The 12,729-nt window shown below is 64.8% G+C and carries 12 protein-coding genes; 8 read left to right on the top strand and 4 right to left on the bottom strand.

Going from position 1 to position 12,729, the window contains the following annotated elements; all coding sequences use genetic code 11:
• Positions 1 to 12 precede the first annotated feature (12 nt).
• The 3 genes from OWC48_RS38815 (at position 13) to OWC48_RS38825 (ending at position 2,816) form a co-directional block, all read left to right on the top strand.
• Positions 13 to 924: an NAD(P)-dependent oxidoreductase gene (locus OWC48_RS38815; protein WP_282524727.1), complete on the top strand. Its 912-nt coding sequence runs from the start codon at positions 13 to 15 to the stop codon at positions 922 to 924.
• A gap of 11 nt (positions 925 to 935) precedes the next feature.
• A complete protein-coding gene (locus OWC48_RS38820; RefSeq protein ID WP_282524728.1) occupies positions 936 to 2,009 on the top strand; it encodes a malate/lactate/ureidoglycolate dehydrogenase in 1,074 nt (357 codons plus the stop codon).
• A gap of 165 nt (positions 2,010 to 2,174) precedes the next feature.
• Entirely contained in the window at positions 2,175 to 2,816 is a 642-nt protein-coding gene (locus tag OWC48_RS38825) for a suppressor of fused domain protein (RefSeq protein WP_282524729.1), read from the top strand.
• 196 nt (positions 2,817 to 3,012) lie between these two features.
• Here the strand turns inward: OWC48_RS38825 and OWC48_RS38830 are convergent, their stop codons facing one another.
• A complete protein-coding gene (locus OWC48_RS38830; protein ID WP_282524730.1) occupies positions 3,013 to 4,086 on the bottom strand; it encodes a tartrate dehydrogenase in 1,074 nt (357 codons plus the stop codon).
• 159 nt (positions 4,087 to 4,245) lie between these two features.
• On the opposite strand from OWC48_RS38830, the gene OWC48_RS38835 reads away from it, so the two are divergent.
• A complete protein-coding gene (locus OWC48_RS38835; RefSeq protein WP_014496907.1) occupies positions 4,246 to 5,022 on the top strand; it encodes an SDR family oxidoreductase in 777 nt (258 codons plus the stop codon).
• 114 nt (positions 5,023 to 5,136) lie between these two features.
• Positions 5,137 to 6,555, top strand: coding sequence for an amidase (locus tag OWC48_RS38840; protein ID WP_282524731.1), 1,419 nt, complete (start codon positions 5,137 to 5,139; stop codon positions 6,553 to 6,555).
• Positions 6,556 to 6,608: 53 nt separating this feature from the next.
• Here OWC48_RS38840 and OWC48_RS38845 read toward each other — a convergent pair whose 3' ends face one another.
• The 3 genes from OWC48_RS38845 to OWC48_RS38855 form a co-directional block, all read right to left on the bottom strand.
• Positions 6,609 to 6,791, bottom strand: a complete 183-nt coding sequence (locus OWC48_RS38845) for a hypothetical protein (protein WP_282524732.1) — start codon at positions 6,789 to 6,791, stop codon at positions 6,609 to 6,611.
• Positions 6,792 to 6,987: 196 nt separating this feature from the next.
• Positions 6,988 to 8,097, bottom strand: coding sequence for an amino acid ABC transporter permease (locus OWC48_RS38850; protein WP_282524733.1), 1,110 nt, complete (start codon positions 8,095 to 8,097; stop codon positions 6,988 to 6,990).
• A gap of 2 nt (positions 8,098 to 8,099) precedes the next feature.
• Positions 8,100 to 9,287, bottom strand: a complete 1,188-nt coding sequence (locus OWC48_RS38855; RefSeq protein WP_071915770.1) for an amino acid ABC transporter permease — start codon at positions 9,285 to 9,287, stop codon at positions 8,100 to 8,102.
• Positions 9,288 to 9,374: 87 nt separating this feature from the next.
• Between OWC48_RS38855 and OWC48_RS38860 the strand changes: the two genes are divergently transcribed.
• The 3 genes from OWC48_RS38860 to OWC48_RS38870 are packed head-to-tail and all read left to right on the top strand — an operon-like array spanning position 9,375 to position 12,626.
• The gene (locus OWC48_RS38860; RefSeq protein WP_282524734.1) at positions 9,375 to 10,247 is read left to right on the top strand and encodes a MurR/RpiR family transcriptional regulator; all 873 of its coding nucleotides are present in this window, start codon (positions 9,375 to 9,377) and stop codon (positions 10,245 to 10,247) included.
• Between the two features lie 3 nt (positions 10,248 to 10,250).
• On the top strand, positions 10,251 to 11,600 hold the full coding sequence (locus tag OWC48_RS38865; protein ID WP_282524735.1) for an aspartate aminotransferase family protein: 1,350 nt from the start codon (positions 10,251 to 10,253) through the stop codon (positions 11,598 to 11,600).
• 12 nt (positions 11,601 to 11,612) lie between these two features.
• Entirely contained in the window at positions 11,613 to 12,626 is a 1,014-nt protein-coding gene (locus OWC48_RS38870; protein WP_282524785.1) for an amino acid ABC transporter substrate-binding protein, read from the top strand.
• The last annotated feature ends 103 nt before the right edge of the window (positions 12,627 to 12,729 follow it).

Genomic DNA, 12,729 nt, shown 5'->3' on the forward strand with positions numbered 1-12,729 from the left:
TCGGAGAGAACCATGCGCGGAGTTTTCGTCGACGCCAATGAAGCTCTCGCCGTGATCATGGAGCGGCTGGAGATATCAGGCGATCCCAAGGTGCGGATCCACAGGGATCCCGACATCAAGCCCGAGCAATATCCTGAAATTCTCGATGGCGCCGAGATCGCCATCGTCGACCACACCGCGCTGCCGACGGAGGTCGCGAAGAAATGCGCCGGCCTCAAGCACGTCGTGTTCCTCGGCACCGGCGCGCGCAGCTACATGAATCCGGAAGAACTCGCCGAGCTTGGCATCTCCGTGCACCTGATCAAGGGGTATGGCGACACGGCAGTCGCGGAGTCCGCGATCGCCCTGATGTGGGCCTCTGCCCGCGTCATCGCGATGATGGACCGCGAGATGCGCGTCGGCAATTGGCTGCGCGAGGACGGCATGCAGCTCACCGGCAAGACGCTCGGCCTGATCGGCTTCGGCGGCATCGCCGCGGAAGTCGCGCGCATTGCGGGCGGCTCAGGCATGAAGGTGATCGCCTGGAACCGGTCGCCAAAGAGCCATCCGGGCGTCGAGTTCACCGATCTCGACACGCTGTTGGCCAGAAGCGACGTGGTATCGCTGCATCTGCTGCTTAACGACGAGACCCGCGGCATGATCACGCGCGAGAAGATTTCTGCGATGAAGCCCGGTGTCATCTTGATCAACACCGCGCGTGCCGCGGTCGTCGACGAGCAGGCGATGATCGACGCGCTGAGGTCCGGCCACATCCGCCATGCCGGCCTCGACGTCTTCAACATCGAGCCCCTGCCCGGCGATCATCCGCTGACGAAGATTCCAAACGTGACGCTGTCGGCGCATTCGGCCTTCCGCACGCCGGAAGCGAGCGAGAACCTGATTGAAGCGGCATGGGTCCATTGCCGCCGGATCGTGAAGGGATAAAAGCAACAACAATGGCCGACTATCGCACCATCAAGGCACAGCCGCTCACCAACGTCGTCCGTGCCATCGTCAAGGCGGGCGGGTCTACGGACCGCGAAGCCGAGCTCGTGGCCACCAACCTCGTCGAGGCCAATCTTAGAGGACATGACTCGCACGGCGTCGGCATGATCCCGCGCTATGTCCAGAGCGTCACCACGGGCGGCCTCGCCGTGAACGCGCACGTCAAGATCGTGCTCGACACCGGTCCGCTCCTCACTCTCGACGGCCTCACCGGCTATGGCCAGGTGATCGGCCATGAAGCGATGGAGCTGGCGGCGGAGCGCGCCAAGCGCAACGGCGTGTGTCTCGTCGGCCTCTCCAACTCGCACCACATCGGCCGCATCGGCCATTGGGCCGAGCAGTGCATCGACCACGGGCTGGTCTCGATCCACTTCGTCAACGTGATCTCGCGCCCGATCGTGGCGCCGTGGGGCGGCAGCGATGCGCGCCACGGCACCAACCCGTTCTGCGTCGGCATCCCGCGCAGGGGCAAGGACCCGATCGTGCTCGACTTCGCCACCAGCAGGATCGCGCAGGGCAAGACCCGCGTCGCCCACAACAAGGGCGTCGAACTCGAGCCCGGTACCATCATCGACAATGAAGGCAAGCCGACCACCAACCCGCGCTACACCGTGATCCCGCCGCACGGCGCCATCCTGCCGTTCGGCGAGCACAAGGGCTCCGGCCTCGCACTGGTGTGCGAAATCCTCGGCGGCGCGCTCTCCGGCGGGCAGGTGGTCAAGGGCCCGTCCGACGGCAAGTACAACGTCCTCAACGGCATGCTCTCGATCATCATCGATCCGGACAAGCTCGGCACCGGCGAAAACCTCGCGCGCGAAGTCGAAAGCTTCGTCGCCTGGCAGACCGCCTCACCACCCGCCCCCGGGGTCGACAAGGTGAAGATCGCAGGCGACCCCGAACGCGAAACCAAGAAGAAGCGCCTGGCCGAAGGCATTCAGGTCGATCCGACCACGTGGCGGGACATTCTGGAGGCCGGGAAGACGTTTGGGCTGGATCAGGCTGCGATCGAGAAGATCGCGGGCTAATCGGGAACGAAGCGCATCTCGCATACGCCTGGCCGAATGCACAATCGCGCAAGAAGATATGGACCACGGCGAATCGTCGCCGCGTCCGTGGGACGGATTTGAACCGGCCCGCGTTGTCTCGCGACAACGCGGATATCCCGGCCCACATCCGCCCCCGAGGTTCACATGCTTTCCCGTCTCGCAAAGTTCATGTCCGGCTCAAGTCAGCCGTCCCACGCGGCCGATCTCTACCGGCAACGGCTCACCATCTATGAACGCGAGCTGGACGAACCCGAGCACAGCTTCACGGACAGCGCGGAGCGCCGCATCGACATTCACGCCTTTGGCCGCGATTTCGTGCCGATGTGCGAAGAAGGCTCCGACGAAGGTTATGTGCTTCTGACCAACGGCATGAGCGAGCAGCGGATGCCGGGAGTGCATGGGGACGCCAAGCCGCGTGCCGAGCTGATGTGGTACGTCCGTGAGCCGACGAAGGAGATCTGCGCCAATCTGCGCTGGCTCGCCAATCTGCCGTTCATCGACACGACCTGGTTCGGTTTTGGTCAACGGGTCGCGATGCCGTGGCCGCCGGTTGCAGGAACGGACTTCCAGACGTTTCTGTTTCTCACGCCGGTCATCGGCCCCGACAAGCAGATCGCCGAGGCGCTTGAAATTGCCGGCGATCCGGTGGAGATCCTGACCGTGAACCTGATCTCGCATCAGGAACTCGCGCTGATCAAGTCCGAGGGACTGGATCCATTTCTCGATCTTCTCGACGAGAACGAGTACCCGCCGATCTTCGATCCGAAGCGAAAGTCGTATGTGTAGGGTTCGCCAAAACACCGCTGCCCTTCCCTTCTCCCCTTGTGGGAGAAGGTGGCGCGAAGCGCCGGATGAGGGGTTCTCGCGGCGAACAATTCTGTGACTGATAGGTCTGTATCTGCGGAGACAGACCCCTCACCCGTCTCGCCGCTATGCGGCGAGCCACCCTCTCCCACAAGGGGAGAGGGGAAGATCTGCCGCCTCAATCCACCATATCCGCAACCGCCTTGCCGCAGGCGGTGGTGTCGGCGTTGCCGCCGAGGTCCTTCGTCCGCAGCGTGCGTTCGGCGAGCGTGCGCTCGATCGCATCGACGATCGACTTGCCGGCTTCCTTCTCGCCGAGATGCTCGAGCATCATCGCGCCGGACCAGATCGCGCCGATCGGGTTGGCGATGCCCTGCCCCGCAATGTCGGGCGCCGAGCCGTGCACCGGCTCGAACACCGAGGGGAAATCGCCCTCGGGATTGATGTTGCCTGATGGCGCGATGCCGATGGTGCCGGTGCAGGCCGGGCCGAGATCGGAGAGGATGTCGCCGAACAGATTCGAGCCGACCACGACGTCGAACCAGTCCGGATGCAGCACGAAGTTCGCGGTCAGAATGTCGATGTGGTACTTGTCCCACTTCACGCCTGGGAATTTCTTGGCCATCGCCTCCACGCGCTCGTCCCAATAGGGCATGGTGATCGAGATGCCATTGGATTTCGTCGCCGAGGTCAGGTGCTTCTTCGGCCGCGACTGTGCGAGCTCGAAAGCGAATTTCAGGATGCGGTCGACGCCGGTGCGGGTCATCACCGTCTGCTGCGTCACGAACTCGCGGTCGGTGTCCGGGAACATGCGGCCGCCGACGGAGGAATATTCACCTTCAGTGTTCTCGCGCACCACCCAGAAATCGATGTCGCCGGGCTTGCGGTTCGCCAGCGGCGACGGCACGCCGGGCATCAGCCGCACCGGGCGCAAGTTCACATACTGGTCGAACTCGCGGCGAAACTTGATCAGCGAACCCCACAGCGAGACGTGATCCGGAATCTTGGCCGGCCAGCCGACGGCGCCGAAATAGATCGCGTCATGCTTGCCGATCTTCTCTTTCCAGTCGTCGGGCATCATCTGGCCGTGCTTCTCGTAATAGTCCCAGGACGAGAAGTCGAAATGGTCGAAATGCAGGGACACCCCGTGCTTCTTCGCCGCTGCCTCCAGAACGCGCAGGCCCTCGGGCATCACTTCCTTGCCGATGCCGTCGCCGGGAATGACTGCAATCCGGTATTGTTTCTTGCTCATCGAGAACGTCCTTGGTTGGTCCGGCAGCCGCCGCCTTTTTGACCGCACTGCAATGGACCAAACTCGGCAGCAGTGCAACGCTGCACTGCAATGTTGACCGTGGCGCGGCCGAGCGCCTACTGGTTTGATCCTGATGTTCCCACCGAGCGAGTACCCTTCATGGATCTGCATCTGCGTGGCAAGCGCGTCCTGATCACAGGCGCGTCCAAAGGCATTGGCGCAGCCGCCGCCGAGGCGTTTGCCGAAGAAGGCGCAAACCTCCTGCTCGCCGCCCGCAGCGGCGACCAGCTCAAGGCGCTGGCGGACCGCCTGCGCTCCGCACACCAGATCGACGCCGCGACGAGCATCGTGGACCTGCGCAAGGCCGAGGACGTGGCGCGGCTCGCGCGGGAAGCCGCCGACATCGACGTGCTCGTCAACAATGCCGGCGACATCCCCGGCGGCTCGATCGACAAGATCGACGAGGCGACCTGGCGGCACGCCTGGGAATTGAAAGTGTTCGGCTACATCAACCTGACGCGGCAGATCTACGCGCAGATGAAGGCGAAGGGCGGCGGCGTCATCGTCAATGACATCGGTGCGGCCGGCGAAAAATTCGACGCCAATTACATCTGCGGCAGCGCCGGCAACGCCGCATTGATGGCCTTCACCCGCGCGCTCGGCGGCAAGAGCCTAGCCGACAACATCCGCGTGGTCGGCATCAATCCCGGCCCGGTCGGCACTGATCGCCACGTCACCCTGCTCAAGACGCGGGCAAAGCACCAGTTCGGCGATGAGAGCCGCTACAAGGAATTCCAGAAGAGCCTGCCGCTCGGCCGTCCCGCGCATGCGCGCGAGATCGGCGATCTCATGGCGTTCCTGGCGTCTGATCGCGCCGGATATACGTCGGGGGTGATCTACACCGTCGATGGCGGCATCAGCGCCGGATGGGGCTAAGTATCTCCGTCATTGCGAGCGCAGCGAAGCAATCCAGGAACGCATCCGCGGTACCAGTCTGGACTGCTTCGCTGCGCTCGCAATGACGACACAATAATCACAGGAGTAAAATAGTTGTCTCAAGACCTGATCCGCGAAACCGCCTGCGCCGTCGTCGACAAGCTGCGCTCCGGCGACGTCTCGCCGCTCGAACTGCTGGATGTGGTGGAGAAGCGCATCGGTGAGGTCGACGGCAAGGTCAACGCGCTGCCGACACTGTGCTTCGATCGCGCGCGGGACAACGCCAAGACGCTGATGCAGAAGCCGGCCGGCGCGCGCGGGCTGCTCGCGGGCCTGCCGGTGCCGATCAAGGATCTCACTGACGTCGCCGGCGTGCTGAACACGCAGGGTTCGCCGATCTTCAGGGACAATGTGCCCAAGCAGTCCGATCTCATGGTCGAGAACCTCGAAGGCAATGGCGCGGTCGTCTACGCCAAGTCGAACACACCGGAATTCGGCGCCGGCGCCAACACGTTCAACGAAGTGTTCGGCGCGACGCTCAATCCCTGGGATACGACGAAGTCTGCGGCCGGCTCCTCCGGCGGCGCGGCGGTGGCGCTGGCCACCGGCATGGCCTGGCTCGCCCAGGGCTCCGACATGGGCGGCAGCTTGCGCAGCCCCGCGGCCTTCTGCGGCGTGGTCGGCATGCGGCCGAGCATCGGGCGCGTCGCACATACGCCCAAATCGGCGATCGACCGCAATCTCGGCGTGGTGGGACCGATGGCACGCAACGTCGAGGATCTTGCGCTGCTGTTGGATGCCATGAGCGGCGACTATGCAGACGACCCGCTCTCGCTGCCCGCACCTGCGACCTCGTTCCTGTCGGCGGCGCAGTCAGGCAAGAAGCCGAAGCGCATCGCCTATTCGCCCGATCTCGGCATCACGCCGGTCGATCCCGAGGTCAAGGCGATCACGCGCAAGGCCGCGGAACGCTTTGCGGAGGCTGGCGCGATCGTGGAGGAAGCGCATCCGGACTGGCGCGAGGCGCATGAATGCTTCCACGTCCTGCGCGCCTTCGATTTCGCGATCACCAAGGCCAATCTGCTGCGGACCAAGCGCGACCTCCTGAAGCCCGAGGTGATCTGGAACATCGAGGAAGGCCTCAAGCTCACCGTCGAGCAGCTCGCGCGCGCCGAGGCGCAACGCGTCGGCATGACCGCGCGCGCGATCGAGTTCTTCAAAAACTACGACCTGCTGTTGACGCCGACCACGATCGTGCCGCCCTTCCCGATCGAGCACCGCTATGTCGCCGAATGCGCCGGCAAGAAGTTCGAGAACTATGTCGAATGGCTCGGCATCGTCTACGCCATCACGCTCGCCTGCTGCCCGTCGCTGTCGCTGCCCTGCGGCTTCACGGCGTCTGGCCTCCCGGTCGGCGTACAGGTCGTCGGTGCCCCGCGCGCGGATGCGCAGGTGATCGCCGGCGCGAAGGTGTTGGAGGATATTCTGGGTCTGCGCGGCTCCACGCCGATCGATCCCAAGGTGAAGGCATAACGCGAGCCGCACCGGCGGGGACTTGACCGTCCCCGCCGTGCGCCGGTCAGACCCTAGTCGTTCGCTTTCGGCCCGCCGTGATACTGATGCGCATCGTATCCGGCCTCATCCGTTGGAGCGGCGAAGGCGAAGGAGTTCGGATGCGTTTCCGACATCTGGACGGTGGCCGCCGAAGCCATGTGCGAGTGATTCATTGCCTCGTGGGCAGAGGCGGCGGAGCAAAGCGCGACCAGCATGGCCGACGCTGCGAGAACTGATTTTATCATGATGTGACGTGCCTCTTGTGAGTGCCACCAGCAAATTGCAGATGGATCTCGCCGCGTAGGATTGCCAGTTTGAATCCAGGCACGCGTTATAGGCGCGGCATAAGCATTTCGCGCTCGAGTATAGGCTTCCAGCGCTTCTGGCCCGCTCCCGCGGCGGAGAAGCTGCCTACCTCGAGGCGGTATTCGCCTCCAGGCCGCGACTGTACCGCGACATCGCGAAGCAAAAGACAAAGTAGATCGCGGCGACGAAGATGTAGACCTCGACCGAGAATTGCTGCCAGGCTGGATCGATGATCGCGGTCTTGGCCGTCGTCAGCAGGTCGAAGATGCCGATGATCAGGACCAGGCTGGTGTCCTTGAAGAAGGCGATGAAGGTGTTGACCAGCGGCGGGATGACGTGGCGGATCGCCTGCGGCAGCACGATCAGGCGATGCTTGCGCCAGTAGGACAGCCCCAGCGCATCGGCGGCCTCATATTGCCCGCGCGGCACGGCCTGGAGCCCACCACGGATGACTTCGGCAAGATACGCGCCCGCGAACAGGATGATGGCGATCTGCGCGCGCAGCAGCTTGTCGATATTGAAGCCACTCGGCATGAACAGCGGAAACATCACGCTCGCCATGAACAACAGGCTCACCAGCGGCACGCCGCGGATCAGTTCGACGTAGAGCACCGAGAGCGAGCGGATCGCCGGCAGCTTTGAACGCCGGCCGAGCGCAACGAGGATGCCGAGCGGGAAACCAAAGGCCAATCCAAACGTCGCCAGGATCAACGTCACCGGCAAGCCACCCCAACGGTCCTGCGAGACGAAGGAGAACCCGAACACCCCGCCCCACATCAGCACGCTGATCAACGCCAGCGCGCCGATCCAGATATAGGCCAGCTCGCGCCGCCACAGGGCGCGGCCGGTGGAGAGATAGAACAGCGCGATGAACAGCACAACCGACAGCGCCGGCCGCCACTGTTCGTCGAACGGATAGGTGCCGAACAGGATGAAGCGATACTTTTCGGGGATGATCGCCCAACAGGCGCCAAGGCCCCGCACCGCCTTGCAGGCGCTGGAGTCGTTTGCCGGCGTGAGCCAGACCGCGTTCGCGATGCCCCACTGCACGAAGCTGAAGATGCCCTTGGCGAGGATCGCCAGCAACACGACCGAAAGAATGGCGTTCGGGATCGACGAGAACAAATTGGTACGGAGCCAGCGCAGCACCGGGTTGCCCATCTGCGGGCGGCGGGCAGCGCGCGGGGCGTCCGGAATGTCGGTGATCGCCGTCATGATCAGCGCTCCACCAGCGCGATGCGCGAATTGTACCAGTTCATGAAGAAGCTGATGCCGAGGCTGATGGTCAAGAACACCGCCATGATCAGCGCGATCGCCTCGATCGCCTGCCCGGTCTGGTTCAGCGTGGTGTTAGCGACTGAGACCACGTCCTGGTAGCCGATCGCGACCGCGAGCGAGGAGTTCTTGGTCAAATTGAGATACTGGCTCGTCATCGGCGGCACGATGACGCGCAGCGCCTGCGGCAGGATGATCTGCCGCAGCATGAAGCTGCGGCGCAAGCCTAGCGCATTGGCGGCATCCCATTGTCCGCGCGGCACGGACTGGATGCCGCTGCGCACGATCTCGGCGATGAAGGCCGAGGTGTAGGTCACGAGCGCGATCAGCAGCGCGAAATATTCCGGCGCGAGCGTCAGCCCGCCGACGAAGTTGAAGCCGCGCAGCTCCGGCCATTCGATCTTCCAGGACACACCAAGCGCCACGGACATCGCCGCCGGCAGCGCGACGATGAGGCCAACCGCAAAGGGCCACGCCGGCCGCGGCTTGCCGTCGCGCATCTGCTGCGCGATCAGCCATCGCCTGATGAGATAGAACACGGCAAGCCCGAGCACGGCTGTACCGAGCACCCAGAGCTGCGGCGAGCCGACCGGAATCGCCGGCAGGATCAGGCCGCGATTGGACAGGAACACGCCCTCGACCGGCCGCCAGGCCGCACGCGCGGCCGGCAGCGCCTGCATCAACACGTACCAGAACAGAAGCTGCAGCAGCAGCGGGATGTCGCGGAGCGTTTCGACATAGACGGCGGCGAGCCGCGACAACAGCCAGTTGGCGGAGAGACGCGAAATGCCGATCAGCGTGCCCAGGATCGTCGCGAGCACGATGCCGATCACGGCGACGCGCAAGGTGTTGGCGATGCCGACGACGAAGGCCCACAGATACGTGTCCCTCGGATTATAAGAGAGCAGGCTGTCGGCGATCGGCATGCCGGCTTCGCGGCCGAGGAAAGCAAAGCCGGTCGTGATGCGGCGGGCCGAGAGATTGGTGACGGTGTTGGACCAGAGGAAGGCGACAACCCCAAGCACGATTCCGACGACGAGCACCTGCCAGAACAGGCCTTGCAGCTCTCGGCGGCCAAATCCGCCGAAGAAGCGACGGCGGGGCGGCGGTCTTGGACTGTCTGAAGTCACAGCACAAAAATCCTTCTGGCGAGCAACGATTTCCGGCGGCGCACGTCAACTGTTGCACCAATCCGAAAAGCGTGCAACAAATGTTTCATGGCCGAGCCCGCGAAATCCTCGCCCTTGAGCGAACTGCGCATTGCGTTGCCATCGCTCCCCCTGCGCCTGCAGGAGGTCGGCCGCTTCGTCGCCGCCAATGACTACGACGCCACCACCCGTTCGATGCGCGATCTCGCCGCCGAGGCCGGCGCCGACCCGGCCGCATTTACGCGGCTTGCCAAGGCGATCGGCTATTCCGGCTGGGACCAATTGCGCGCGGCGCTCACCGAAGCGCGGCGGCCGTCGCAGATCTCACCTTTCTCCGGCCGCGCCAAGAGCCGCCGTCACGGCCCGAACGCCGATGTCGCGCTGGTCACCGACAAGCTCGAGGCCGAGGGCGCCGGCCTTTTGCGCATTCCGGCCCAGCCGATTGCGGATGCCGCCCGCGCGCTGCACGACGCCAAGCGGATCTGGATTGCCGGTTACCGAAGCTGCCGGAGCGTCGCGGAGCTCTTGAACTACGAGCTCCGGCTGTTCCGTCCCGAACAGGTGCAACTCGTCGGCGCATCCGGCCCCGACGATCTCGATCTGGGCGCCTTTCGTCCCGGCGAGGCCGTCATCGTCATCGGCTTCCTGCCCTACACGCATGCGAGCGTCCGTGTTGCGCAGGCCGCCCATCGTGCCGGCACAGCGCTGATCGCGATCGCGGACAGCCTCTCGGCGCCGATGGCCGAAGGCGCCGACCACGTGCTGCTGTTTGAGGCGGCCTCGTCCCCCGGCTTCTTCCCGAGCCTCACCGGCGCCATCGCGATTGCGCAATCGCTCGCGGCGGTAACATTCTCGCTCGGCGGCACGACCGCAAAGAAGCGCCTGGAAACCACCGAGGCGCGGCTCGCCGCGGCCTCCACTTACGTCCCAGAGAAAGGTTGACCCATGGCCGCTCGCACCAGCCGCGTGCTGCACCGTTCGTTGCGCGAAACGCCGCCCAAGGCGATCGGCGGCGAAGGCGTCTATCTCTTCGCCGAGGACGGGCGGCGCGTGATCGACGCCTCCGGCGGCGCAGCCGTCTCCTGCCTCGGCCATCAGCATCCGCGCGTGATCGCGGCGATGGCAAAACAGGCCGCGACGCTGGCCTATGCGCACACCGCCTTCTTCTCCTCCGAGCCGGCCGAGGCGCTGGCCGAGACGCTGGTCGGGCACGAACCCGGCGGTCTCGCCTACGCCTATTTCGTCAGCGGCGGATCGGAGGCGATCGAAGCCAGCATCAAGCTCGCGCGGCAATATTTCATCGAGCGCGGCGAGCCGCAGCGGCAGCACTTCATTGCGCGGCGGCAGAGCTATCACGGCAACACGCTCGGCGCGCTAGCCGCCGGTGGCAATGCCTGGCGGCGCGCGCCCTATGCGCCCCTGCTGTCCGGGGCCTTCAGCCATGTGACGCCGGCCTTTGCCTATCACGAGAAGCACCAGGGCGAATCCGATGCGCAGTTCGTGGCGCGACTGGCCGCTGAGCTCGAAGCCGAATTTCAGCGGCTTGGCCCCGACACCGTCGCCGCGTTCCTCGCCGAGCCCGTCGTCGGTGCCACCGCCGGTGCGGTGACGGCACCGGACGGCTACTTCAAAGCCGTGCGTGACATCTGCGACCGACATGGCGCGCTGCTCATCCTCGACGAAGTCATGAGCGGCATGGGCCGCACCGGCACGACGCACGCCTGGGAGCAGGAGGGCGTTGCTCCTGATATCCAGGCGATCGCAAAGGGCCTCGGCGGCGGCTACCAGCCGATCGGCGCGATGCTCGCGAGTGGTAGGATTATCGACACCATCCGCGCCGGATCGGGCGCGTTCCAGCATGGCCACACTTATCTCGCGCATCCCCTCGCCTGCGCGGCCGCGCTCGCGGTGCAGGACGTCATACGCGAAGACCGCCTGCTCGACCGCGTCAAGGAGCGTGGCAAGCAGCTCGAGCAGCGCCTGACCGAGCGCTTCGGCAATCACCGCCATGTCGGCGATATCAGAGGCCGCGGCCTGTTCTGGGCGATCGAGCTCGTCGCCGACCGCGCCAGCCGCACCTCGTTCGATCCCGCGCTCAAGCTGAACCAGAAGATCAAGGCGGAGGCCTTCGCCAACGGGCTCGGCTGCTATCCGGGCGGCGGCACCGTGGACGGCGTCCGTGGCGACCATGTGCTGCTGGCGCCGCCCTACATCGCTTCGGCTGACGAGATCGACCTGATCGTCGACAAGCTCGGCACGGCCGTCGACAACGTGTTGCGTAGTGTCAATCACTGAGGGGAGAGTCATATCATGAGGAAAGTGGTTATCGCGGCGAGCATGCTCGCGGCATCGACGGTTGCCGCGTCGGCGGCGACGCTCGACACGGTGAAGAGCCGCGGCACGCTGATCTGCGGCGTCAGCGCCGGCTTTGCCGGCTTCTCCGCGCCGGACTCGCAGGGCAATTACAAGGGTCTCGACGTCGATTATTGTCGCGCGCTCGCAGCCGGCGTGCTCGGCGACGCCAGCAAGGTGCGCTACGTCTCGCTGACCGCGCAGAATCGCTTCACCGCGCTGCAATCGGGTGAGATCGACGTACTCTACCGCAACTCGACCCAGACCTATCTGCGTGGCGTGACGCTGGGCCTGCGCCAGGGTCCGATCAACTTCTACGACGGCCAGGGTTTTGTCGTGAAGAAGGACCTCGGCGTCAAGGAGCTGAAGGACCTCAAGGGCGCCACGGTCTGCGTCGCGCAGGGCACCACGCATGAAGTCACGCTCGGCGACTACGGCCGCGCCAACGGCATCGACTGGAAGCCGCTGGTGTTCGACCGCGTCGACACCATGTACCAGACCTTCTTCGGCGGCCGCTGCGATGCCATGACCCAGGATGCCTCCGCGCTCGCTGGCGCCGTGACGACCGCGGCGCCGAATCCCGCCGATTACGTCGTGCTGCCGCAGACCATCAGCAAGGAGCCGCTCGGGCCCTTCACCCGCAATGGCGACGAAGTCTGGAGCGACATCATCACCTGGTTGCATTACGGCCTGATCGAGGCCGAGGAGCTCGGCGTCGCGCAAGGCAATGTCGATGAGATGGCGAAGTCACAGACGCCGGCGGTCCAGCGCCTGCTGGGTGCCTCCGGCGACCTCGGCTCGCGGCTCGGTCTCGACAACAAATGGCTGGTGACAGTGATCAAGGCCACCGGCAATTACGGCGAAATCTACGAGCGCAATGTCGGCAAGGCGAGCCCGCTCAAGCTCGACCGCGGCCTCAACGGCCTCTGGAGCAAGGGCGGCTTGATGTACGCGGTGCCGTTCAAGTAAACGGTGCTTCACCTCTCCCCGCGCATGTCCGCCGAAGCTTTAGCGAAGGCGGATGCGGGGAGAGGTCGGATTGCGATCCGGGTTAGGGGGAGTCTCCTCGAAT

Source organism: Bradyrhizobium sp. Arg816 (assembly GCF_029989365.1).
Taxonomy (GTDB): Bacteria; Pseudomonadota; Alphaproteobacteria; order Rhizobiales; family Xanthobacteraceae; genus Bradyrhizobium.